At 46.8% G+C, this 23,384-nt stretch carries 22 protein-coding genes; 9 read left to right on the top strand and 13 right to left on the bottom strand.

The window, feature by feature from the left end; genetic code table 11:
• Nucleotides 1-186: 186 nt before the first annotated feature.
• The 8 genes from BCT27_RS08295 (at nt 187) to BCT27_RS08260 (ending at nt 10,658) form a co-directional block, all read left to right on the top strand.
• Entirely contained in the window at nt 187-948 is a 762-nt protein-coding gene (locus BCT27_RS08295) for a GntR family transcriptional regulator (protein ID WP_102318625.1), read from the top strand.
• Nucleotides 945-1,823: a methylisocitrate lyase gene (gene prpB, locus BCT27_RS08290; RefSeq protein ID WP_102395537.1), complete on the top strand. Its 879-nt coding sequence runs from the start codon at nt 945-947 to the stop codon at nt 1,821-1,823. Before BCT27_RS08295 ends, prpB begins: the two co-directional genes overlap by 4 nt.
• 107 nt (nt 1,824-1,930) lie before the next feature.
• A complete protein-coding gene (gene prpC, locus BCT27_RS08285; protein WP_102395536.1) occupies nt 1,931-3,064 on the top strand; it encodes a bifunctional 2-methylcitrate synthase/citrate synthase in 1,134 nt (377 codons plus the stop codon).
• 37 nt (nt 3,065-3,101) lie between these two features.
• Nucleotides 3,102-4,553 carry a bifunctional 2-methylcitrate dehydratase/aconitate hydratase gene (locus BCT27_RS08280; RefSeq protein ID WP_102395535.1) on the top strand — a complete coding sequence of 484 codons (1,452 nt, stop codon included), beginning with the start codon at nt 3,102-3,104 and terminating at the stop codon, nt 4,551-4,553.
• Between the two features lie 136 nt (nt 4,554-4,689).
• Entirely contained in the window at nt 4,690-6,570 is a 1,881-nt protein-coding gene (locus BCT27_RS08275) for a propionyl-CoA synthetase (protein WP_102395534.1), read from the top strand.
• 404 nt (nt 6,571-6,974) lie between these two features.
• Nucleotides 6,975-8,330: a multiheme c-type cytochrome gene (locus tag BCT27_RS08270; protein ID WP_102390257.1), complete on the top strand. Its 1,356-nt coding sequence runs from the start codon at nt 6,975-6,977 to the stop codon at nt 8,328-8,330.
• Nucleotides 8,331-8,379: 49 nt separating this feature from the next.
• Nucleotides 8,380-8,940: a NapC/NirT family cytochrome c gene (locus BCT27_RS08265; RefSeq protein ID WP_102390225.1), complete on the top strand. Its 561-nt coding sequence runs from the start codon at nt 8,380-8,382 to the stop codon at nt 8,938-8,940.
• 380 nt (nt 8,941-9,320) lie between these two features.
• The gene (locus BCT27_RS08260) at nt 9,321-10,658 is read left to right on the top strand and encodes a glycoside hydrolase family 18 protein (protein ID WP_102395533.1); all 1,338 of its coding nucleotides are present in this window, start codon (nt 9,321-9,323) and stop codon (nt 10,656-10,658) included.
• 76 nt (nt 10,659-10,734) lie between these two features.
• Here BCT27_RS08260 and gltS read toward each other — a convergent pair whose 3' ends face one another.
• From gltS to BCT27_RS08220, 8 genes are all read right to left on the bottom strand, one after another.
• Entirely contained in the window at nt 10,735-11,964 is a 1,230-nt protein-coding gene (gene gltS, locus BCT27_RS08255) for a sodium/glutamate symporter (RefSeq protein WP_102395532.1), read from the bottom strand.
• 151 nt (nt 11,965-12,115) lie between these two features.
• A complete protein-coding gene (locus BCT27_RS08250; RefSeq protein ID WP_102395531.1) occupies nt 12,116-12,562 on the bottom strand; it encodes a GNAT family N-acetyltransferase in 447 nt (148 codons plus the stop codon).
• 64 nt (nt 12,563-12,626) lie between these two features.
• Nucleotides 12,627-13,133, bottom strand: coding sequence for a GNAT family N-acetyltransferase (locus BCT27_RS08245; RefSeq protein ID WP_102395530.1), 507 nt, complete (start codon nt 13,131-13,133; stop codon nt 12,627-12,629).
• Nucleotides 13,134-13,354: 221 nt separating this feature from the next.
• Nucleotides 13,355-13,852 carry an SHOCT domain-containing protein gene (locus tag BCT27_RS08240; protein ID WP_102395529.1) on the bottom strand — a complete coding sequence of 166 codons (498 nt, stop codon included), beginning with the start codon at nt 13,850-13,852 and terminating at the stop codon, nt 13,355-13,357.
• Between the two features lie 266 nt (nt 13,853-14,118).
• Nucleotides 14,119-14,643, bottom strand: a complete 525-nt coding sequence (gene speG, locus BCT27_RS08235) for a spermidine N1-acetyltransferase (protein WP_158240019.1) — start codon at nt 14,641-14,643, stop codon at nt 14,119-14,121.
• Between the two features lie 239 nt (nt 14,644-14,882).
• Complete coding sequence (locus BCT27_RS08230; RefSeq protein WP_102395528.1) at nt 14,883-15,530, bottom strand: YccT family protein; 648 nt, start codon at nt 15,528-15,530, stop codon at nt 14,883-14,885.
• Nucleotides 15,531-15,609: 79 nt separating this feature from the next.
• Complete coding sequence (locus BCT27_RS08225) at nt 15,610-16,797, bottom strand: class I SAM-dependent methyltransferase (protein WP_102395527.1); 1,188 nt, start codon at nt 16,795-16,797, stop codon at nt 15,610-15,612.
• A 173-nt stretch (nt 16,798-16,970) separates the two neighbouring features.
• Nucleotides 16,971-18,389 carry a methyl-accepting chemotaxis protein gene (locus BCT27_RS08220; RefSeq protein ID WP_102318613.1) on the bottom strand — a complete coding sequence of 473 codons (1,419 nt, stop codon included), beginning with the start codon at nt 18,387-18,389 and terminating at the stop codon, nt 16,971-16,973.
• A gap of 71 nt (nt 18,390-18,460) precedes the next feature.
• Between BCT27_RS08220 and yccX the strand changes: the two genes are divergently transcribed.
• Nucleotides 18,461-18,733 carry an acylphosphatase gene (yccX, locus tag BCT27_RS08215; protein ID WP_102318612.1) on the top strand — a complete coding sequence of 91 codons (273 nt, stop codon included), beginning with the start codon at nt 18,461-18,463 and terminating at the stop codon, nt 18,731-18,733.
• Nucleotides 18,734-18,885: 152 nt separating this feature from the next.
• Here the strand turns inward: yccX and BCT27_RS08210 are convergent, their stop codons facing one another.
• The 5 genes from BCT27_RS08210 to BCT27_RS08190 all read right to left on the bottom strand — a co-directional run bounded on the left by BCT27_RS08210 (nt 18,886) and on the right by BCT27_RS08190 (nt 23,318).
• Complete coding sequence (locus BCT27_RS08210; RefSeq protein ID WP_074928001.1) at nt 18,886-19,215, bottom strand: TusE/DsrC/DsvC family sulfur relay protein; 330 nt, start codon at nt 19,213-19,215, stop codon at nt 18,886-18,888.
• A gap of 144 nt (nt 19,216-19,359) precedes the next feature.
• Nucleotides 19,360-20,028 (bottom strand): Bax inhibitor-1/YccA family protein, encoded by a 669-nt coding sequence (locus BCT27_RS08205; protein ID WP_017011474.1) that lies wholly within the window; start codon nt 20,026-20,028, stop codon nt 19,360-19,362.
• 210 nt (nt 20,029-20,238) lie between these two features.
• A complete protein-coding gene (locus tag BCT27_RS08200) occupies nt 20,239-20,988 on the bottom strand; it encodes an amino acid ABC transporter ATP-binding protein (protein ID WP_017011475.1) in 750 nt (249 codons plus the stop codon).
• A gap of 17 nt (nt 20,989-21,005) precedes the next feature.
• A complete protein-coding gene (locus BCT27_RS08195; protein ID WP_017017127.1) occupies nt 21,006-22,106 on the bottom strand; it encodes an amino acid ABC transporter permease in 1,101 nt (366 codons plus the stop codon).
• A gap of 3 nt (nt 22,107-22,109) precedes the next feature.
• The gene (locus BCT27_RS08190) at nt 22,110-23,318 is read right to left on the bottom strand and encodes an amino acid ABC transporter permease (RefSeq protein ID WP_102390230.1); all 1,209 of its coding nucleotides are present in this window, start codon (nt 23,316-23,318) and stop codon (nt 22,110-22,112) included.
• Nucleotides 23,319-23,384 lie beyond the last annotated feature (66 nt).

Raw genomic sequence — 23,384 nt, 5'->3', positions numbered from 1 at the left:
GCGATTCACAGTTTCACTTGCTGTGCAAAAGAAGAATTCATCAATTTTGTGCGTTCAAATAGCGCGGAAATGTTAATGCCCTGTAGACTAACGTCTAACTAAATTGTCGACAATCTGTGTTGTTAATTGACAAATTATGATCAATAATTGCTTCATTAGTTGAAATTGTCGACAAAAAGAGTTTCAATGCGACGCAGTGTTAACAAAATGTGTCGACATGATGAGGGTTGCAGATTGAAAGATGTTACGAAGTCGGAAGGGATTACTGAATGGCTCATTGAGGCCATCGTACTCGGCAAATTCGCGTCTGGAATGAAAATTTCGGAACCTGAACTATCTCGTGAGTTGGGTGTTAGCCGAGGACCTTTGCGTGAAGCCATGATGCGATTAGAAAGCATGGGATTGGTTGAGCGTGTGCCGCATGTTGGTGCGCGGGTTGTTACCATCAGTGCCGCTCAACTCGCAGAAATCTATGCGGTTCGAGAAGCCTTAGAAGGCATGGCGATTCGCCAAGCGTGCGCAAACATCACTCAAACCGAGATTGAATCACTCCGGCAGTTGCTTAAACGACACCAACAACACATCGATCATGTTGATGGGGCAACGTATTTTCATCAGCAAGGCGATTTTGATTTCCATTACCTCATTATCCAAGCGAGCCGGAACAAGAAATTGATCAGCTTGCTATGCGATGAGCTATATCACTTAGTCCGCATGTATCGCACCCAATCTACACGGACAGAATCTCGTCCAGAAAACGCCTTAAATGAACATGTTCAGTTGCTTAATGCATTAGAGGAAAGAGACGCCGAGCTTGCGGAAATGCTGATGCGTCGACATATCCGACGCAGCGGCCTACTCGCCGCAAAACGTCTGGAAGCCGAACATGCCAATCGTCGATTCAAAGAATCGGTAGTGAATCACTCAACGAAAGGGAAAGCATCATGAGTGCAGGGAAAAAATTTCGCGATGCGGTTGTGTCCAACAATCCGCTTCAAGTGATGGGTACCGTCAATGCCTATTGCGCCATGCTAGCGGAGCAAGTGGGGCATCAAGCTATCTATTTGTCGGGCGGTGGTGTTGCTAATGCGTCTTATGGATTGCCCGACTTGGGCATCACCACATCGAATGATGTGCTCGAAGATGCGAGACGCATAACAGAGGCTTCAACATTGCCATTGCTGGTGGATATAGATACCGGGTTTGGCGGGGCATTCAGCATTGCTCGTACGATCAGAGAGATGGAAAAAGCGGGCGTTGCGGCTGTGCACATTGAAGATCAAGTCGCTCAAAAGCGCTGTGGGCATCGTCCAAACAAAGCGATTGTGAGTCAGTTAGAAATGGTTGACCGCGTGAAAGCGGCTGTCGATGCAAGGCACGACGAAAACTTCGTCATCATGGCGCGCACTGATGCATTAGCCGTTGATGGCATGGATGCGGCGCTGGAAAGGGCGCATGCGTTTGTTGAAGCGGGTGCCGATATGATTTTCCCTGAGGCTGTTCATACGCTTGAGCAGTATCGTTGTTTCACGGATGCCTTGGACGTGCCGGTGTTGGCGAACATTACGGAATTCGGCAAGACACCTTTGTTTTCGAAACAAGAACTCGCGGAGGTAGGCGTGGACTTAGTGTTGTATCCACTGTCGGCCTTTCGCGCGATGAATCAGGCTGCCCTCAATGTTTATCAGCACATTTTAGAAGACGGTCATCAACGCAATGTTGTAGACACTATGCAGACGCGGGATGCGCTGTATGACTATTTGGGCTATCACGCTTACGAGCAGAAACTCGACAGCCTATTTTCAACGCTAAAAAATAATTGATTGCGCGTCACGTCGTTACATACGTTGAGCGGCGAAGAGAGAAATACGAAATAGAAAAGATGGATATAACGTGAATTAGAGACTCAGATAACGACAAGGAGTGGACAATGGTGGACAAGAATAAACCGTTGAGTGGCGAAGGGTTACGCGGACAAAGTGCAGGCACAACAGCCTTATGTACGGTGGGAAAAACCGGCACCGGATTAACGTATCGAGGTTACGATATTAGTGATCTTGCAACGCACGCTGAGTTCGAAGAAGTGGCGTATTTGTTGCTCAAAGGCGCATTGCCAACGCATTCTGAGCTTCGCGGATACAAAGACATCCTTGTTTCGCAGCGCGGTTTACCAGAACCCCTTTGCCGAGTCTTGGAACAAATCCCTGCAGATGCACACCCTATGGATGTAATGCGCACGGGGTGCTCCATGCTTGGTAACCTCGATATGGAAACGGATTTTTCACAACAAAGTGAAAAAGCGGACACCATTTTGGCGCACCTTCCCGCCATCATTTGTTACTGGTATCGCTTCCACCAAGATGGGACGCGCATTGACACAGCATCCAGCACCCAAGAAAGCTTGGGTGGGTATTTTCTGGAAATGCTGACGGGAAAGGCGCCTTCCGAATTGCACACACAAGTGATGCACTGTTCTTTGGTGCTTTACGCCGAGCATGAATTCAATGCATCCACTTTCGCTGCCCGCGTGTGTGCGTCAACGCTTTCAGATCTTCACTCTTGTGTGACGGCAGCCATTGGTACGCTCCGAGGGCCACTACACGGTGGCGCAAACGAAGCGGCGATGGCAATGATCGAGGATTGGCAAACCCCAGACGACGCTGAATCTCAATTGATGCAGATGCTAGCAAACAAAGAGAAAGTCATGGGATTTGGTCATGCCATCTATCGTGAATCTGATCCCCGCAATGCGCTGATTAAGTCATGGTCGAAGGAATTGTCGGCATCAGCATCAGACGCGAAACTCTATGACATTTCAGAGCGTGTTGAGCAGGTAATGAAGCGAGAGAAAGATTTGTTCGCCAATGCGGATTTCTTTCACGCGTCGGCTTATCACTTCATGGGCATTCCCACCGAATTGTTTACCCCAATTTTTGTTATGAGTCGAGTGACGGGCTGGTGTGCACATGTCTTTGAACAGCGTGACCACAACAGAATTATTCGTCCTAGTGCGGACTATGTTGGCCCTGAACATCAAGACTGGTTACCTATCGAACAACGCTAATTTTTCTATCCAACTTCATAAGGAAGGAACCTAATTCATGTCACAGAATGTTGATATTAACCAACGTCCAGAGCCGGATGCATTGCTCCAAACCATCGCAGACTATGTGTGTGAGACCAAGATTGATTCGGCTGAAGCGTATAACACAGCCAGAAACTGCCTGATGGATACGCTGGGTTGTGGACTTCTGGCATTGCGTTTTCCTGAATGTACCAAACACATGGGGCCGCTCGTGCCAGGCACAACGGTTCGACACGGTGCACGTGTGCCGGGCACATCCCATGAGCTCGACCCTATCACCGCTGCGTTCAACATCGGTTGTATGATCCGCTGGCTTGATTTTAATGACACTTGGCTTGCCGCTGAGTGGGGGCATCCATCAGACAACTTGGGCGGTATCTTGGCGACGGCTGATTACCTTAGCCGAGTTGCAGTCGCTGAAGGAAAAGCGCCATTAACAATGCGTGATGTGCTCACTGCCATGATCAAAGCACACGAAATTCAAGGCGTAATGGCCATAGAAAACAGTTACAACCGCGTGGGACTGGACCATGTTTTGTTGGTGCGCGTGGCATCAACGGCGGTAGTGACGCGTATGTTGGGTGGAAATCGTGATCAAGTGATTGATGCGTTGTCTCAAGCCTGGGTGGACGGCTGTTCATTGCGGACTTATCGCCATGCTCCAAATGCGGGTTCACGCAAATCATGGGCGGCGGGCGATGCGACATCTCGAGCTGTTCGCCTCGCCATGATCACCATGAAAGGAGAGATGGGGCTACCGTCTGTGCTGACCGCTGAGAAATGGGGCTTCTATGATGTCTTGTTTAAAGGTGAAGCCTTCAAGGTAAATCAGCCGTTCAACAGTTACGTCATGGAAAATGTGTTGTTTAAAATTTCGTTTCCTGCTGAATTTCATGCGCAAACTGCAGTGGAATGTGCTGTTACCTTGCATCCTCAAATCAAAGATCGATTAGATGACATTGACCGCATCGAGGTGACTACCCACGAATCCGCGATTCGCATCATTTCCAAAGTGGGTGATTTGGCGAACCCTGCTGATCGCGACCACTGCTTGCAATACATGCTGGCTGTGCCGCTGATTCATGGTGATTTGATTGCAGAACATTACGAAGATGATTTCCACCGCAATGACCCTCGCATCGATGCCCTTCGTGACAAGATGGTGATCCAAGAAGATACCCGCTACAGCGAGGAGTATCTTGACCCAGAAAAACGTTCTATTGCGAACGCAGTTCAGGTGTTTTTCACTGACGGCTCTTCAACCGAGCGCGTAGAAGTGGAATACCCTATTGGTCACCGTCGTCGCCGTGAAGAAGGGATCCCAGTGTTGGAAGCCAAATTCAAACGCAACCTTCAAACGCGCTTCCCTTCAGCGCAAACAGAAAAAATCTATGCGCTGTGCTGTGATCAGGACACTTTGATGACAACACCAGTGACTACCTTTATGGAAATGTTCTCTATCAACTGATACGTATCACGCTAGCCAATGTGTTAGCGACGTAGCGGTGACTTAGCGGTAAGACGTGACATTATCTTGCCGCTAAGGTTATTTCCTCATGGTCATCGTGGGGGAATAGACCCGCGTTCACCCAGAGGCAAGAAACATGACGACGTCCGCCTATCAACACGCTTTTCAGCAAGCCACTGACACTCCTGACTCTTTTTGGCTGCAACAAGCCAAACAAATCCACTGGTTTAAACCGCCAAACGTTGCGTTTGAAAAAGATGCCAACGGCATTGAGCGATGGTTTCCTGACGGTGAACTGAACACGGCGTATTTAGCGTTGGATTATCATGTTGAGAACGGGCGCGGCGATCACAGTGCACTGATTTATGATTCGCCCGTAACAGGAAAGAAAGAGCAATACAGCTATGCGGTTTTGCGCGATCAAGTCGCGAAGTGTGCAGGCATGTTGGCTGCGCTTGGGGTAGAAAAGGGCGATCGTGTGGTCATTTACATGCCGATGATCCCACAAGCGGCGATAGCGATGTTGGCGTGTGCGCGTTTAGGCGCGATTCACTCCGTCGTCTTTGGTGGTTTCGCGCCGAATGAATTGGCTGTGCGCCTTGAAGATGCTGAACCTAAAGTGCTTCTGACCGCATCATGCGGGATTGAAGTTAGCAAAGTGATTCCTTACAAACCTTTGGTTGATCGCGCTGTGATGGACAGTCGCTGGAAACCTGAACATGTGGTGGTGTTCCAGCGACAAGAACTCCCTGCAAATTTGGATAATGCGCGCGATGCGGATTGGTCAACCTTGATAGAGAAGGCGGCACCGCATGACTGTGTGCCAGTGAATGCCACCGACCCGCTTTATATTCTTTATACATCGGGAACGACGGGAAAACCTAAAGGCGTGGTGCGTGATAACGGCGGTCATGCCGTCGCCATGAAATACAGCATGTCTGCCATCTATGATGTAAAGCCCGGTGAAGTGTATTGGGCGGCGTCGGACGTTGGCTGGGTTGTCGGTCATTCCTACATTGTGTACGCGCCTTTTATTCATGGCTGTACCACTATCATGTTCGAAGGGAAGCCTGTGAGAACCCCAGACCCCGGTGCATTTTGGCGAGTGTGTGATGAGTACAATGTCGCTGTGCTGTTTTCTGCACCGACAGCATTTCGTGCCATCAAGAAAGAAGACCCTGATGGTGTTCATGTTCCGCAGTATCCGATGTCTGCATTGCGCCATATTTTTATGGCGGGTGAGCGTCTGGATCCGCCCACGCTTGAATGGGTGGAATCAAAAACAGGGCGTCCCGTGGTTGACCATTGGTGGCAAACTGAAACGGGCTGGGCGATAAGCGCCAACCCGATCGGGCTGGAAACCTTTGCCATTAAACCCGGTTCGTCCACCAAGCCTACTCCGGGCTTTCATGTCGAGATTTTGAATGAGTCTGGCCAGCTTCAACCTGCCAATACCCAAGGCTACATTGCGATTAAACGCCCATTGCCGCCAAGTTGTTTGAGCACGGTTTGGCGTAACCATGATCGGTTTGAGTCTGGCTATTTACAACAATTTCCAGGCTACTACGTGTCTGGTGATGGTGGCTACATGGACGAAGAGGGTTACTTGTTTGTGATGGGTCGAATCGATGATGTGATCAACATATCGGGTCACCGTTTATCGACAGGGGAGATGGAAGAGATCGTCGGGGCACATGAAGCGGTCGCAGAGTGCGCCGTGGTCGGTGTTTATGATGAACTAAAAGGGCAGGTGCCGTTAGGTTTGGTGGTGTTAAAAGACGGTTATGTGTCAGTCAGTGGTGATATTGAAGCTGCGCTGGTGGCGAAAGTGCGCAATGACATTGGCCCTGTTGCTTGTTTCCAACGTGCGATTGTTGTCGACCGGCTTCCTAAAACACGCTCGGGCAAAATCCTGCGCCGCATTATTCGACAAATTGCCGACGGCGAAAGTTACACCGTGCCATCGACCATTGATGATCCCGCAAGCCTTGAAGACATTCGTCAGTCTTTGAGTTAGCGGGCTAAGTTTTGTATTCAAATTCATGTGGTGGGGTGTTGGTTCTTCTGACCAACACCCCCTTTCTCTACTCTCCATTCTTCACTTTCGAATCTCATTCCTAGGCCCTCAAATTTATAAACAAGTATTTCAAATGTGCCTTTGTGATCCTACTGCCATTAAACCACTAAAAAAATGTGGGTATAGATAAGCCTTTCTACGCTTGGGTTGGAGAGTCAGCCAGTCTTCAATTGAACATAAAAACAGGTAGGAAAAAGCCTGAGCAATGTCAGTGTGTAGTGAGGTTCGATATGAGCATGAAAAAATATAACGAACACATGAGGTTAGTTAATCTTATGGTGTTTTTGATCTTTGCTGTGCTGTTTTTCAGCTCAGATGTAGTGGGGGCGCCGAAGGCGCTCGTCATGAAGCCCTTTGATCAACTTAGTGAGCAAAGTAAAGAATGTGCAGCCTGTCATAAGGAGAAAAACCCCTCGATTTACGCCCAATGGGGACGTTCAAAGCACTACGGTGCAAACGTTGGATGTTATGAATGTCACCAAGCTGATCCTGACGACAAAGACGCGATTGTCCATGAGGGACAAAGCATCGCGGTGATCGTTTCTCCCAAGGATTGCGGCAATTGTCACGTCAAAGAAGTCGAAGAGTTTGGTCAAAGCCACCATGCGAAAGCGGCACAAATTCTCGGCTCTCAAGATAACTTCCTTGCCGAAGTTGTGGAAGGCGCAATGACCATGCATGGGCAGTCTGCCGTTGCTGTTAATGGCTGTTGGCAATGCCACGGGGCGGAAGTCAAAGTGCTAGAAAATGGCGACCTGGACCCAACAACATGGCCAAATACAGGCATAGGGCGGATTAACCCTGACGGCTCACTTGGCGCGTGCTCAGCGTGTCACCAACGCCACGAGTTCGATATGGTGCAAGCACGCCGTCCTGAAGCGTGTGGGAAGTGCCACCTTGGCCCCGATCACCCACAAAAAGAAATCTATGAAGAATCCAAACATGGCATCAACTTCTACGCCCATGTCGATCAAATGAACTTAGGTAACGCGAAGTGGATTGTTGGTGAGGATTATGATGCCGCGCCCACCTGCGCAACCTGCCATATGTCAGCCACACGTGAATTACCAATTACACATGATGTTGGCAACCGTATCTCTTGGACACTAAGGCCCGCCATCTCAGAGAAAATCGATGCCAAAGACATTGCATCTGGCACGCCTTCAAAATCGTGGGAAGCACGCCGAGCGGACATGCAGAATGTCTGTCAGTCATGCCACACCAAATCGATGATTGAAAACTTCTATATCCAGTTTGATTCCTTGGTCGAGTTGTATAACGAGAAGTTTGCGCGTCCCGGAAAATCATTGATGGCGGTACTAACGCAAGAAAACATGCTGACTGAGATCAGCTTCGATGAAGAAATCGAGTGGACATGGTTCTACTTGTGGCATCACGAAGGCCGACGCGCGCGTCATGGTGCAGCGATGCAAGCGCCGGATTACGTGCAATGGCACGGCATGTTCGAAGTAGCAGAGCGCTTCTATGTTGAAATGGTGCCCCAGTTCCTCGAAGTGGTGGAAGTGGCTGAGCATAACGGCAATGTCGATGGAGCAAAGCGTGCGAGAGCCGTGCTTGATGAAGTGCTAGCGAGGCCTGAACATGCTTGGTTTAGTGGCAACGAACCGGAAGAAGTGAAGAAAGCCCGGCTGGATGCGCAAAAAGCGTTTAAAGCGCGCTACTTGAACGAGAGTCAATAACACCGTATGCAGGCTGACCTCACGCGCCAGCCTGCATTTAGGAGGCATTATGAATCAACCTCTAAGCCGGTGGCAGAGACTATGGCGATGGCTTAAACACCCGTTGTGGCTAGGCATTCCCATTGGCATATTTGTTCTTGTTTTAATGGGCGCTGGATTTCAGGGCGTGATGGTGGCTTCAAATCAGAATGCGTTCTGTTTTAGCTGCCACCTTTCCATGGACACCATCGTTCAGGAATACAAAGCATCACCACATTACGTCTCAGATGGCGACGTTTACGCTACCTGTGCAGACTGCCATGTTCCTCATCCATTTATCGACAAAATGAAAGTGAAGATCGCTGCCACTGCAGATATCTATTACATGATGACGGGAAAAATCACCAAAGAGAACTTCGAAGAACATCGGCCAGAATTGGCACAAATGGTGTGGGATGACATGGAAGCCGATAATTCCGCAAACTGCAGACACTGCCATGCTGGAGATAACTTTCTATTGTCCGAACAACCGCAACGGGCAAGGTTAAACCATGTCCAAATGGATAAGCGAGGCGAGACCTGCATCGATTGTCACACAGGCATTGCGCACAAACGCATCACTGTTGAGTAAATACCCCTAAGAAACGGCCATTCTTGGCCGTTTTTTTCAACTGATACATTAAGTTACGTTGTCTGATTAGGTGTTTCTTTGGTTGTGCTTATGAGCGACGCAATGATGATGAGATAAAGGTAAATACTCATTAGGTAAGTATTGAATCTGGTTTTTGGTTTATTTGTGATCGTATGGTATTTAAGTATTTTCAGAATGTATGTTTCTTGATGTTTATAGGTTTAATTTATATGGCTAAATAAAAGGCACGGTGAGTATTTAACGTTGACTGTGTTTTATATCGAAAAAATTAAACGTAGTAAATTTTTTCATCAATGTCTTAGAGACGCTTGTGTAGGAGTGTTTTAAAGTACTGGTGAGATTTCTATTGAGTTACGGATATGAATAAATCATTAGTCACACTTTTAATTTTACCTTTTCTATTGTCTGGTTGTGGTGGCTCTTCCGAGAAAAAAGCCACTTTCTCAGCGGCTAAATATAATCAAGACTCAGGAAAAATTGTTGGTACATATTTCACGAGTTGGTCTTCATACAATGGATACACGCCAATAGATATCCCTGGCGGTGATCTAACCCATATCTTTTATGCATTCTTAGCAACATGTGGTGGAGAAAAACCCAAAGAACAAATGAACAGCTCAGATAAAAAGCTTGAGCAAGTGTGCAATGGTAAGAAGTTAGGTGAATTAGTATTCACCGACAGGTCGGCTGCCCTAGGTTATTATCAGAGCAATGGAACACGTTACAAAGGTGATATTGAGGAATTTTCTTTATTGAAGAAAGAGTTTCCACATTTGAAGATAATGCCGTCTGTTGGTGGGTGGGATCTCTCTGGTCCTTTTCATGACCTTATTCAGACTGACGAGGGCATGAATCATTTTGTTAGCTCTACGGTTGAGTTTCTAAAAAGAAATCCCGTATTTGATGGTATTGACATTGATTGGGAATTCCCCGGAGGAGACGGAGCGACCACCCCAGATAGTGATCCTGAACTTGCTTTGACACCAAAAGAAAAAGCCTTTGAGAAGAAGCAGTTTACGGTTTTAATGTCTCGATTCCGCGCTGCATTTGATGTGCTCAGTCAAGAAACGGGAAGACACTACGAGCTCACGGCTGCTGTGAATGGTTTTGAAAAATTTGCTCAGCATATTGACTATGAAAATGTTAGTCAGTACATGGACTATTATCTTGTTATGACGTATGACTTTTTCGTAGTAGGTCGGAAAGACATTGGTCACTTCGCCAACCTTTATGCAGTCGAACCTTTTCCTGAAAGTGGCGCTGATATTATGGTTGAATATCTACTTGGACAAGGCGTGCCTTCAAATAAGCTTGTAATTGGATCTAACAATGCGGGGAGAGGTTGGGAAGGTGTACCTGAGTTTGGGAGTACCGGTGAAGCGACGTTTGGACCAAATCAAGCAACAGGTGCTATGGATGATGCATTTCCTACGTATAAAGACATCTTGAGAAAATATAAAAACAATCCGGATTTTATTGATAAATATGATGAGGTCGCAGAAGCTGCCTATTTGTATAGTCCGAATAGAGAGCAGTATATTAGCTATGATGACCCTCGGTCTGTGACAGCAAAAACTAAATATGTTGTTGAACAAAATCTCGGAGGGGTTTTTTCATGGGACATAAAATCTGATAACTATGATCTATTAAATGCGACCAATGCAGCGATTGGTAATTCAGTAATAAGCCGTGATTAAATGCATAGACTGTGAAGCAATGAGATAGAACAGCGACCCTTAAGGGTCGCTTTTTTTATGAGAAGTAAATGTCGAATTAAAAATTCGACAAGAAAAAGGGAATCATTAGGGCATTCACAAGGTCGATGAAAAACGCGCACACCAAAGGCACGATAATGAAGGCCAAATGTGAGTTACCGTAGCGCTGAGAAACCGCGGACATGTTTGCCATGGCAGTCGGTGTTGAACCTAAAGAGATACCGCCAAATCCACTACAGATAACTGCTGCATCGAAGTTCTTACCCATAGCAGGGAACACCACGTAAATATTGATAAGGATCGCGACCAAGAACTGCGCCGCTAGGATTGTGAAGATAGGTCCCGCGAGGTCAATCAGGGTCCACAGCTGCATACTCATCAAAGACATGGCTAAAAATGTGCCCAGTGAAATGTCAGCAAGTAGGGCGACCGCAGGTTTGCGTGATGGCCATTGAGTGCCTGTGAGCCTTGGCAGAGATTTAGGCACGAGGTTGGTAATGATGATCCCGGCAAACAAACAACTGACGAACAGCGGTAATTGCAAACCGAGTTGCGTAATTGCCTCATTGAGTCCAAAGCCCAAAATAATGCAGACGTGAATGGCGAACACAGCATCGAGAAAATCAAAGCTATTGATCTGCGGTGGTGCTGAGTCGTGTTCGGATCCAATATCAAGTGGCTCAGTGGTATCGGGTTTCAACTGGTGTTTTTGAATCAAAAATTTAGCAATTGGACCGCCCATCAAACTCGCCAAGATCAAACCGAACGTTGCACTGGCAATACCAATTTCCATGGCGTTTGAAATGCCATACTCCTCAGCAATTCTCGGTGCCCAAGCGATAGCGGTGCCGTGACCACCAATTAATGACACGCTGCCGCCTAGCAGACCAACAGGCGCATCTAATCCAAACAAACCAGCAACACTGATCCCTGTTAGATTCTGAATCACCATGTAGCCAATGGTAATTGCTAGCAACACGATCAAGGGCTTTCCGCCTTTCATTAAATCGCGCAGGCTGGAGTTAATGCCAATGGTTGTGAAGAAATAAACTAGGAGGATATCTCGCGCCACTAAGTTGAATGAGACTTCAAGGCTGGTAAAGGCGTAAAACAGTGAAAATAACACCGAGAAGAGAATGCCACCCGTGACGGGTTCAGGAATGCTGAATTCCTTTAAAAACGGAATCGCTTGGTTTAAACGTCTGCCAATAAACAGCACGAGAATGCCGAGTGTTACAGCGAAAAAGGCGTTTATTTGAATTAGGTTTTGTTCGAGTAGGACTTCCATGTGTGTCTGACCCAATGTGAGAAAACAAAGAATATTGGGCTAGCTAAACACAGCGAGAAAGTGAGAAAAAGCGATAATCTTCAGAGGGCTGAGTTGATGAAAACCGACTGCGATTTTTGCGAGTAATGTATCGTTAGGGGAGTGCGTGGGGTCAATTGCGCACCAACGACATAGGTACAAACCGAATGCCATTAAACGCCGATTCTTCTCCCGTCGCTTCAAACCCATGACGCTGATAAAAACCCACAGCATTGATGGAGGAGCGCAGGCTAATTTCCTTTGAATCTGTTGAATTCAAAAGATAGGCGAGCATTTGGTTACCCAAGCCCATACCCTGAGATGCATGAGAAACAAAGAGGTGCGTTAAGTAATCCCCGTCTCTTAGCGCTGCAAAGCCAAGCAATTGGTGGTCAGATACGGCTTTAATAGTGATAAACCGCTCCTCATCAAGTGTTGTTGCGAGGTCTGGCAACACGCGTGCTTTGTATTCTTCTTGCCCTTGAGGGGTAAGCAAAGGCAGTACGTCAATTTCTGACACGGCTAAGACAAGGTCCGTGATTGCTTCTAAGTCTGATGTCGTGATCTTTTGAATGTCCATATGCTTTCTCGATCGGGTATTAGTGCGGTCTTTCACTATGTGTCATGTTCGACGTATTACCTATTTAGGTTGAGAGACGCTTAACCATCAATAGATCAATAATGACCTCGCCCTCGAACTCTGTTGAAACGGCACCCTCTGCAAACTCAAAACCTTGTTTGGTATAAAACCGTATCGCGGCATCATTATTGTCTAAGACATAGAGTGTTATCTGATGAACATGATGGGATGCCACTTCCTTTTCCAAATAGTTCATCAGCAAACTGCCAACGCCTTTTCCATAAGCACTAGGACAAAGGTATAGCTTGCTTAGTTCGATTGCATTCTCATGTGTTTGGCTGATCTTGAAAGAGAGGAAACCTATGACTCTGCCGCCAAACTCCGCGACAACCACGGTTTCTGCATTATTCGTAAGTAACTGATGCCATTCGGTCACTCGGCGTGGCAGGGTATAACTGTCGATATAGTTATCCGGCATACGGCCCGTAAATGCTGCCTTCCACGAGTCAACATGTATTGATGCGATCTCATCGACATCATCTCGTTGCGCTTTTCGGAGTGTAACGGCCACTTTGTCGTCCTTGAATTTGAATGCCTGACGCAACGTTGGCGTGAGGGATGCGCAAGAGATGATGCCATAAACATGCGAATAAATGATGAGGGGGCTCTGGAGGTGGGAGAGAGATCGAAAAGGAAGCCATCGTAATTTGAATATCTAAAACTAGGAATTTTCATATTTAAAGTGATATGGCAACACTTAGACACTGTGCTGCCATACTTTTACCGATATTACTATGTTAGCGAGAGGATCTTTCTTTTCTCTTCTTGATATTCTTTATCTGAAAGAATTCCTTTTTCGTGAAGGTCTTTAATCTTTAACAAATTTTCATATTTATCGGTGCTAGGTTGTGAATTGGCTTTTGGTTTTTCAGAAGTAGAACACACGAATATTATTTCAATTCTAGGAAAGTTACCAAGAATATAAGGAGGCGATGCAGTGTGCTCAGAAAGTGTATACATCTCGGTATTTTCATCCATGCTCCTACAGAATGCATTAGCTCTTTTTGTCGCCGATTTTCTCAAAACAGACGTTAGCGTGAACCCAGTAGAGGCTTGGTGGAAAATACGGTACTGCTCGCCTTCTTTTTGATGAGCTGCAACATAGAAGTCCTTGTTGCCCTCATATACAGCGCCTTCGAAGTGAGAACTGCTGTTGCTTGCTTTCTCAATCGGTGACATTTGCGAACATCCGCTTAAAATAATTGTTGCTAAAATAAGCAATTTTTTCATGTGAAACCTTAAATATTTACTCATGAAAAAACAGTTTGATGGTGTTATTTTATTTAACTGGATTGTTAAACTTTAGCCATCAAAATATTTTTTGGGTTTTATTAATGATTATGTTCAATTTGTTGCCTGGTAAGATCGTATCATTGTGAGTGTTTTTAAAATTTGATTCAGATCGTCAGAATTTAGTTAAATCAATTTAAACTAAAATAAAAAGGGCTTCTCTTTGAGAAGCCCTTTTTCAGAATAGTATTTAGTGACAGTAATTATTACTGATGGCGGCTCTGTAGATAGGTATCTTGAAGCATGTACATGCGCTTGATGTCACAGTACTCGCCGTTGACGAATATCTCTTTTACCAAGTGACCTTCTTCGATAAAGCCACTCTTTTCATAAAGGTGGATGGCTTTTTCGTTATTCACTGCAACGTTCAAATACACCTTGTGCAAGTTCAGGATCGTAAAGGCATAGTTCAGCGCTTTGTTGATCAGTTTGCGTGCATAGCCGCAACCTTGATAGTCAGGGGCAATAATGATTTGGAATTCGGCGTTGCGGTGAATCGAGTTGATTTCAACCAATTCAACCAAACCGACTTGCTGCTTTTCGCCATTTTCTGCGATAAAACGACGTTCATTGCTGTCGTGGATGTGCTTGCGGAACAACTCTTCCAATTCATAGTAAGACTCATACGGCTCTTCGAACCAGTAAGACATGATTGAACGGTTGTTGTTGAGTTGGTGAATAAAGCGAAGGTCGGTTTGCTCTAGAGCGCGTAGTCGGATTTCATTATCCATGTCACTTTCCATTAACAAATAATAATATTGCTTATAGCATCATGTATAGATGCTTGTGCTGAATTTGAAACATATCACCATAATGTGAAGTGGGAAATAAATATTTCAACGCGTTCGTTTCAATGCTGGTTATGTGAACGAATAGGTTAAAAACTCGTTAGGAAACGCAGGGTGAAAGCCAAAAAAAACCACCCAAAGGTGGTTTCTTAATCACGTTATAAATATGCGCTAAATGACAATTAGTTTGCGTTGATAAACGCTCTGAATCGATTTTTCGTTTCTTGGTCGGCTTTTTGGTACCAGTAATGCAATTGGTACTCTTCTTCGTTTTTACCCACGCTATCACCGACAACCACTTTGCCACTGCGAACTGTTGGCACTGGCGCTGCAACTTGGGTCGCTGACAGCTGCAAAGAAGCAGGCTCTGCGGTTTGATTGAAACGTTGTAGTTCCGACACATAATCACGGCTTAACTGAAAGCCGCTTTTTTCCAATGTGCCTTGTGCAAAAGGCACGGCGCTGTCGCTACCATCAAGCAATTTGAATTCTGGCTTTTTGCGGAATTCGCGGGCTTGTTTGGTGGTGCGAACGTCTGGGAAATCAAAGTGGATTTCTTTATCGTCAGCATTGAATTTCGCGACAATCACGTCAGACTTTACGAAGGTAACGTCTTTACCTTCTTCAATGCTCGCCACATAGCGGAACGCGATTTGTTGCGTACCGTTTTCTAACACGATTGGCTCTTCTGTGCCGAACACTGTGCCTTTGTGTGCTTGGCCATTAAAGGCAAGCAGCTCAACATTGTTATTTAGGTGAAGCGTAACATCCGCGTTTGCGCTCATTGGAAGCAGCATTGCGAACAGAGATGCGAGAATAAGCTTTCTCATCGGTATCCCTTCTTGGTCATTTCTTTACGGCTTGGCGTGCAGGAAGTTATTCACTTCATACACGCCAAACAACGTTGTCTTATTTTACGTAACACGCAAACCCTTTCAGGTAGAAACCTTCTGGGTACGCACTGTCAATTGGGTGGTCGGCAGCTTGCTCAAAACGCTCAACGAACTGAACGCTTCTGTGTGCATCGAGTGCTGCATCGGCGATGATTTTCTGGAACAAACCGTTATCCATCAATCCTGAACACGAGTACGTCAGTAAGGTGCCGCCTGGATTCAGAATTTGCATCGCAAGCATGTTGATGTCTTTGTAACCACGGCACGCGCCCGTTAGCTGAGATTTAGATTCAGCAAACTTTGGTGGGTCCATGATCACAACGTCGAATTTCTCGCCTTGTTCGCGGTATTCACGAAGCAGCTTGAACACATCCGCGTTGACGAACTTGGCTTTAGATACGTCGAAGCCGTTCATTTCAGCGTTGGTTTTCGCGATGTCTAGTGCCGGCTGAGAGACGTCAACGTTGATCACTTCAGCTGCGTTGCCTTTCAGCGCGTAAAGACCGAAACCGCCGGTGTAGCAGAAACAGTTCAGTACACGTTTACCGTTAACGTACTTCACCGCAGCTTCGCGGCTGTCACGTTGGTCCAAGTAGAAACCGGTTTTGTGGCCACCCGTGATATCAACACTGATTTTGATGCCGTTCTCTTCAATAACAACGGAAGCAGGTGGCATGTCACCGTGTAGAACGCCTGTGCGCTCTTTAAGGCCTTCTTTTTTACGAACAGACACATCAGAACGTTCGTAGATGCTGCACTCTGGGTAAAGAGCGACAAGGGCATCCACCAAGTTTTGCTTCTGTGCTTCTGCACCCGCACTTAGCAGTTGGCACACCATAAAATCGCCGTAACGGTCAATGGTGATGCCAGGTAGGCCGTCAGATTCCGCGGCAATCAAGCGGTAGCCAGTTAAACCATCGCGTGCAGCAAGAACATCACGCAGACCTTGGGCTTCTTGCAGACGCTTTTGGAAGAAGGCGACGTCGATCTCTTCTTGCTCAAAGCTCCATACGCGAACACGGATTTGAGAATTAGGAGAAAACGCACCACGAGCCATCCATTGACCTTGATGATCATACACGTCCACTGTTTGGCCTAAAGAAGGTTTACCTTCAACACGCTGAATACCGCGAGAGAAGATCCAAGGGTGGCGACGGCGCAGTGATTTTTCACGGCCTTTTACCAAGTAAACAGACGGATTCATTGGTTTTTCCTAATGTCTGAAAGAGAGACAACCGCACGGTGAGAAGCAGCTGACACAATATGGACGCGTATTGTGTGAGATGAGGGGCAAATTTGCAAACGGCCGCTGAGTGAGCGGCCGTTTTTTCATCAAAATGCTGATGGTTTTTGGATCGATTGGTGTCGTAGGCGTGATTACTCTGTGCGTAAACCGTCAACTAACGTAGAGAGGCTGCTTGATTGCTTTTGCAGGTTGCTCACTTCATTTGCTGATTGCTGGATCATTTCGCTCATTTGCCATGCTTGTTGGCGCACTTTTTCCACATCTGAAGAAAGGGTGCTCGCCACGCTGCCTTGTTGGTTTGCGGCAGTGGCAATTTCGGTGCTGCGATCGGTAATACGCAGGCTTCGTTCTGTGACGGAATTGATCTCTGATTCGATGTGTTGCATCAGAGATTCACTTGCAGTCGCGTTATCAACCGTGCCTTGCATCACGCTGCGAAGGTGTCCGGTGTTGCCTTCCAAATCTTGGATCATACGTTGAATTTCAACGGTGGCTTGCTGCGTTCTGCCCGCCAGCGTGCGGACTTCATCTGCGACAACAGCAAAGCCTCGGCCTTGCTCACCGGCACGGGCAGCTTCGATGGCAGCATTGAGTGCAAGCAGGTTGGTTTGCTCTGAAATTGCGCTGATGGTTGCTACCATACTGCCGATTTCTTGAGAGTTATGTTCAAGTGCACACACGGCTTCTGATGCCTGTTGAATTTCCGTGGTCAATGCTTGAATGGCATGCAGTGTCTGGCTGACTTGTTGTGCGCTTTGCTCTGATGCTTCACCCGCGATTTTAATTTCACCAGAGGTGTTTTCTGCATGGGCCGCGACATCTCGAATCGATCCTGCCATTTCTTCTGTCGCGCTAGCCAGTGAATCAAGATAGCCGCGTTGTTCGGTAGACAGTTTTTCGCTTTCAGCGCTGCGACGATTCAGATCGGCAGATAAACCTTCCATTAGCGTGGAGGCATTTTTAATGGCTTTGACTAAGCTGTGTTCGCGGTCAGCGATATTGTCGACGGTATTCGCAATCACACTGAACTCATCACGCACACGGAAGAAGTTCATCCGGCTCGTGAGGTCGCCGTCTAACATGCGTTGAAGCGCAGAGTTCATGGTGAACATCGCGCCGCCGATGAAGCTAGACACATAATGCGATGCCATCAAACCGAGAACAAAAAGTACCGTTAATAGCGCCCATGATGCCGCACTGATGTGAGACCAAAGGCTCGGTGTCTTTACATGGTAAGTGGGGGCTGAGCCATACGCCGTCGATGACACGACACCTTGACCTGCCAGCATGTTTGAAGCTTGCAATGGATCAATGTCGTACTGAGACAACACAGCATTCAGTGCTGCGCTATGTTTTTCTTGTACTTGGTCGATTTGGGTTTGAGATGCGGAGTATAAAATGGAACCCGTTGCGATGGTCAGGGCAAGAAGAAAAGCATAAAGAAGGGTGAATTTTTCTTTAAGACTCAGTTTGATCAGATACTGATCGATCCAGCGAAAAGGCGTTTCTTTCAAGATGTGTGCTCCAAGATGTAGTGTGAGCGAGTGCATATATACCGCATGTCATGTTACACGGTTTATATCGTGAGATATGCAGCACACCAATAGAGGGTTGTTGATTAATGTCACAATTATGCGTCAGAGCGTCAATCTCGGGACACGTTCAAGGTGTCGGGTTTCGTTTTCACACTGCGCACGAAGGATTGAAGCGCTCGCTAACGGGTTACGCCCGCAATGAAGTCGATGGCAAAGTGACTGTGCTGATGTGCGGAAAAGAAGAGGACGTGCATGCCTTGCTTGAATGGCTAGAACAAGGGCCTCCAACGTCGCGAGTGGTAGACGTAACGTATGAACAGGTGGAGTGGCAAGCCATCGACGGTTTTTCAATCCGCTAGTACAAACCGCTAGTACAAACCGTCAGTGCAAATCCGAGCAGGTACGCTTTGAAAAGAACGTTTAACGAGAGCAGTGCGTGTTGCGAGAGTGTTGTGTTAACGCTCATTAGGCTGGATAAAACGAAAAATAGGTGGTTAAACCACCTATTTTTTTAAAGACATTTTGCAGGTTTTGGTAAGCCAGCGAGTTTGGTGGCTTGTTTTGCTGGCCCTTTGGGAAAGAGTTTGAACAGGTATCGGCTATTGCCTTTTTCTGGTCCGTATTTCTTTTCCATGGCCTTCACCAGCATGCGAACTGCAGGTGAGGTATTGAACTCTTTGTAGAATTCCTGCACAAAGTAAATCACTTCCCAATGTGCTTCTGTCACCGTGATTTTTTCTTGCTCAGCGAGCAAAGGCACTAACGCTTCACACCAATCAGAAAAGTTCTTCAAATAGCCTTGGGCGTCGGTATCAATGTGCTTACCGTTTACTTCCAACATGGATTACCTCGTTCTTCGATCGCGCAAAGCATATCGGCTTGTTGCCCTGTCATCAAGACGGAGAGCAGCACAAAGGCAGATCGCAGAGAAATAAAAAAGCGCCCGTAGGCGCTTTTCAAATCTTGCTCTCACGTAGAAGCGAGATTAATCATCACCGCCGCCGAAGATACCCAGCAGCTGCAACAAGCTTAGGAACAAGTTGTAGATGGATACGTACAGGCTGATGGTTGCTGAGATGTAATTAGTCTCGCCGCCACGGATGATTGATTGTGTGGTTAGCAGAATCACGCCTGTTGAGAACAGAACGAATGCGCCGCTAATGGCCACTGAAATCATTGGCATTTGAAGGAAGATATTGGCAATCATTCCCACTACGATAACCACGAAACCTGCCAAAAGCATACCGTTCAGGAATGACAGATCACGCTTCGTTGTTAGAGCGTACGCTGAACATGCCATGAAGGTCAGTGCGGTGCCGCCTAGCGCTGGAGCAATTGCCCAACCGAGGCCCGCGCCAATGTACATGTTAAGAATTGGACCGAGGGTATAACCCAAGAAACCTGTGAACAAGAAGGTGAACACAAGACCCATTGAGTTGTTTTTGTTTTTCTCGGTCAAGAAAAGCAAGCCGTAAAAACCAACCAGCGTGATAATGATGCCAGGGTAAGGCATGTTCGCTGCCATTGACACACCAGCGACAACCGCTGACCACACAAGGGTAAGTGACAATAGGAAGTAGGTGTTACGTAGTACTTTGTTGGTTACTAACTGACTCTCTTGCGAGTATTCATTAGCAACAAAACGATCGTTCATAGCTTTCTCCCAATGGGGTACGAATATTTTCTATTACGACAGTTATTGCGTCTTTGGCTCAATTTTTCAAGTCGCAAGTGTCGCATTAGTGATAATAAAACAGCTTAGCCGTTGAGAATACTAATATATCCCCTTGGCTAAGCCTGTTTGAGTTTGTAAACGGATGTTAATGGCGTGTTGGCGATGTCGCGCAACACGCGCATGAGCGCTTTAATGGCTCAGAATCTGACTCAAGAACAATTGAGTACGGTCAGATTGTGGATTATTAAAGAACTGTTCTGGTTCATTTTCTTCAATAATCTCACCTGCATCCATAAAGATGACGCGATCCGCGACTTCCTTGGCAAAGCCCATCTCGTGCGTTACACACAACATGGTCATGCCTTCTTCTGCAAGCTCCACCATAACATCTAACACTTCACGCACCATTTCTGGGTCGAGTGCAGACGTTGGTTCATCAAACAACATCACATTCGGGTTCATACAAAGTGAACGTGCGATAGCAACACGTTGCTGCTGACCACCAGAAAGCTGACCTGGGTACTTGTCGGCTTGCTCTGGGATTTTTACGCGCTCAAGGTATTTCATAGCAATCGCTTCTGCTTCTTCTTTCGGCATTTTCTTTACCCAAATCGGCGCAAGCGTGCAATTTTCAAGCACGGTGAGGTGAGGGAAGAGGTTGAAGTGCTGGAAACACATGCCGACTTCTTTTCTCACAAGCTCAATGTTTTTAAGGTCATCGGTCAATTCTGTACCGCCAACCATGATCGAACCTTGCTGGTGTTCTTCCAAGCGGTTGATACAGCGGATCATGGTTGACTTGCCTGAACCTGAAGGGCCACAGATAACGATTTTCTCGCCTTTTGCGACCGTCAGATTGATGTTTTTCAACACATGGAACTGACCGTACCACTTGTTCATGTCTGTCAGTTTAATCACTGGGGTGTCTTGTTGCGTCATAATACAATCCTTGTTCTTTATCGCTTGTGGCCAGTGTGAAGTTTATTTTCTAGATAGATGCTGTATCGGGACATCCCGAAGCAGAAAACCCAGAACACCAGAGCGACAAACACATAGCTTTCTGTCGCGAAGCCAAGCCATTTCGGATCCGTATTGGCGGCTTGCCCAATACCAAGTACATCAAACATACCGATGATGAGTACAAGGCTTGTATCTTTAAACAGACCAATGAAGGTGTTAACGATCGAAGGAATGGTAATCTTCAATGCCTGCGGCAAGATGATAAAGCCCATTTTCTTCCAGTACGTTAAACCCAGCGCATCAGCAGCTTCATATTGGCCTTTTGGAATCGCCTGTAAGCCACCACGAATCACTTCTGCCATGTACGCGGAGGCAAACATCACCACACCAATCAGTGCACGCACCAATTTGTTGGTTTCAGATTCGCCCGACATGAACAGTGGCAGCATGACCGATGCCATGAAGAGAACAGTGATAAGTGGAACACCACGCCATACTTCAATATAAACCGTGCTCAGGCTGCGAATAATAGGCATGTCTGAACGACGTCCCAATGCAAGCACAACCCCGATTGGCAAAGAGATCACAATACCCACAATCGCAATGATCATGGTGATCAGCAGGCCGCCCCAAAGGTGAGTTTCCACTTTCGGCAAACCAGCAACACCACCAAGCAGTAGGTAGATTGCCATGAGCGGGAACGCGATAACGAACAGCAGCAAAATCCACGGACGTTTTGGCGTTTTCTCATACACGAGTAAAGCGACAAACACAGCGAGAATTGCGTAGAACAATTTCGGACGCCAGAGTTCTTCTGACGGATAAAAGCCGAACATAAACTGATCGAATCGGACGTTAATAAACACCCAACAAGCACCTTCACGAGAACATGCGTCACGCGTTGCGCCGACCCAGTCTGCATTGATGAATGCCCAATCAATCACAGCCCACACACCATTCAATGCGATGAACGCAAGTACAAGGGTCATGACCGAATTGAGTGGTGACGAAAATAGATTCTTTTTCATCCAACCAATCACACCCACCGTGTTCGGTGGTGGTGGCAGGTCTGGCTGAAACTCATGTTGTTTTGTCATGGGTTACCTCTCTACCAGAGCCACTTTGGCGTTATAAATATTCATCAGCATCGATGTCAGCAAGCTTAAGGTGAGATAAACACCCATCGTCATTGCAATGATTTCGATTGCCTGACCGGTTTGGTTCAGTGTTGTACCCGCAAACACGGAAACAAGGTCTGGATAACCAATGGCCATTGCCAACGACGAGTTTTTCGTCAAGTTCAAGTATTGGCTGGTGAGTGGCGGAATGATGATGCGCATTGCCTGTGGAATAACCACCAAACGCAACGTTCTATTGCGTGGCAAACCCAAGGCCATTGCCGCTTCGGTTTGACCGTGACTCACCGCATTGATACCTGAACGTACGATCTCAGCGATGAAAGAAGCGGTATAAATCGCAAGTGCCAGCATCAATGCTGCCAGCTCAGGGATGATGGAGAAACCACCTCGGAAGTTGAAGCCTTTCAACACAGGGTATTCCAGTGAAACAGGCATGCCTGAAACAAAGAAAGCGATGAGTGGCAAGCCAACAATGGCCGCGAGCGAAATGCTTAATACGGGTGTTTGTGCGCCCGTTGTTTCTTGTTTGCGTTTCGCCCAGCGAGAGAACACAAAACTGAACACAAGTGCCGCAATAAGTGCAACAAAGATGATGGTTGAACCTTCCTCAAACACAGGGCGAGTGAAATACAAGCCACGGACGTTTAGGAAAAGTGATTCACCGATGCTCAAACTTTCTTTTGGTGAGGGTAATGCTTGGAGTACCGCGAAGTACCAGAAAAAGATTTGAAGTAGAAGAGGGATGTTCCTAAATGTTTCGATGTACACCGCGGCAAAACGACTGAGTAACCAGTTGTTCGACAATCGTGCGATACCAATCAAGAACCCTAAAACGGTAGCAAGAAGGATACCCAGCACAGAAACCAGTGCCGTATTAAGAAGCCCAACAAAGAAGGTTCTTCCGTAGGAATATGTTTCATCATATTCGATCAGTGTTAAACCAATGCCGAAACCGGCCTCTTGGCTCAAGAACCCAAACCCGGTAGCGATCCCTCGTGCATCGAGATTCGTCAGTGCGTTGTCTACGATGGTAAAAACAAAGAATACCAGTGCGACAATGGCGACAAATTGAAAGACGACAGAGCGGAAAGTCGGGTTGTAGAAAATATTTTGCTTCTTCTCTGGGCGAGCGCTCGCCTCTGAATTCAGCGCATTTTCTTTAGATGCCATACAACTGCACCCCTATCCGTTGATAGTTAAACAAAGGGGCACAACAAGGTGCCCCAGCGTATGTCA

The organism is Enterovibrio norvegicus (genome assembly GCF_002876705.1).
GTDB lineage: Bacteria > Pseudomonadota > Gammaproteobacteria > Enterobacterales > Vibrionaceae > Enterovibrio > Enterovibrio norvegicus_B.
The sequence above is the reverse complement of the archived record's forward strand: the minus strand, read 5'-3'. Positions and strand labels throughout refer to the sequence as shown.

What these genes read in the sequence shown, in the direction of transcription:
- BCT27_RS08295 (WP_102318625.1), top strand. Translation starts at nt 187, where the DNA reads ATGCGACGCAGTGTTAACAAAATGTGTCGACATGATGAGGGTTGCAGA.
- prpB (WP_102395537.1), top strand. Translation starts at nt 945, where the DNA reads ATGAGTGCAGGGAAAAAATTTCGCGATGCGGTTGTGTCCAACAATCCG.
- prpC (WP_102395536.1), top strand. Translation starts at nt 1,931, where the DNA reads ATGGTGGACAAGAATAAACCGTTGAGTGGCGAAGGGTTACGCGGACAA.
- BCT27_RS08280 (WP_102395535.1), top strand. Translation starts at nt 3,102, where the DNA reads ATGTCACAGAATGTTGATATTAACCAACGTCCAGAGCCGGATGCATTG.
- BCT27_RS08275 (WP_102395534.1), top strand. Translation starts at nt 4,690, where the DNA reads ATGACGACGTCCGCCTATCAACACGCTTTTCAGCAAGCCACTGACACT.
- BCT27_RS08270 (WP_102390257.1), top strand. Translation starts at nt 6,975, where the DNA reads ATGAAGCCCTTTGATCAACTTAGTGAGCAAAGTAAAGAATGTGCAGCC.
- BCT27_RS08265 (WP_102390225.1), top strand. Translation starts at nt 8,380, where the DNA reads ATGAATCAACCTCTAAGCCGGTGGCAGAGACTATGGCGATGGCTTAAA.
- BCT27_RS08260 (WP_102395533.1), top strand. Translation starts at nt 9,321, where the DNA reads ATGAATAAATCATTAGTCACACTTTTAATTTTACCTTTTCTATTGTCT.
- gltS (WP_102395532.1), bottom strand. Translation starts at nt 11,964, where the DNA reads ATGGAAGTCCTACTCGAACAAAACCTAATTCAAATAAACGCCTTTTTC.
- BCT27_RS08250 (WP_102395531.1), bottom strand. Translation starts at nt 12,562, where the DNA reads ATGGACATTCAAAAGATCACGACATCAGACTTAGAAGCAATCACGGAC.
- BCT27_RS08240 (WP_102395529.1), bottom strand. Translation starts at nt 13,852, where the DNA reads ATGAAAAAATTGCTTATTTTAGCAACAATTATTTTAAGCGGATGTTCG.
- speG (WP_158240019.1), bottom strand. Translation starts at nt 14,643, where the DNA reads ATGGATAATGAAATCCGACTACGCGCTCTAGAGCAAACCGACCTTCGC.
- BCT27_RS08230 (WP_102395528.1), bottom strand. Translation starts at nt 15,530, where the DNA reads ATGAGAAAGCTTATTCTCGCATCTCTGTTCGCAATGCTGCTTCCAATG.
- BCT27_RS08225 (WP_102395527.1), bottom strand. Translation starts at nt 16,797, where the DNA reads ATGAATCCGTCTGTTTACTTGGTAAAAGGCCGTGAAAAATCACTGCGC.
- BCT27_RS08220 (WP_102318613.1), bottom strand. Translation starts at nt 18,389, where the DNA reads ATGCACTCGCTCACACTACATCTTGGAGCACACATCTTGAAAGAAACG.
- yccX (WP_102318612.1), top strand. Translation starts at nt 18,461, where the DNA reads ATGTCACAATTATGCGTCAGAGCGTCAATCTCGGGACACGTTCAAGGT.
- BCT27_RS08210 (WP_074928001.1), bottom strand. Translation starts at nt 19,215, where the DNA reads ATGTTGGAAGTAAACGGTAAGCACATTGATACCGACGCCCAAGGCTAT.
- BCT27_RS08205 (WP_017011474.1), bottom strand. Translation starts at nt 20,028, where the DNA reads ATGAACGATCGTTTTGTTGCTAATGAATACTCGCAAGAGAGTCAGTTA.
- BCT27_RS08200 (WP_017011475.1), bottom strand. Translation starts at nt 20,988, where the DNA reads ATGACGCAACAAGACACCCCAGTGATTAAACTGACAGACATGAACAAG.
- BCT27_RS08195 (WP_017017127.1), bottom strand. Translation starts at nt 22,106, where the DNA reads ATGACAAAACAACATGAGTTTCAGCCAGACCTGCCACCACCACCGAAC.
- BCT27_RS08190 (WP_102390230.1), bottom strand. Translation starts at nt 23,318, where the DNA reads ATGGCATCTAAAGAAAATGCGCTGAATTCAGAGGCGAGCGCTCGCCCA.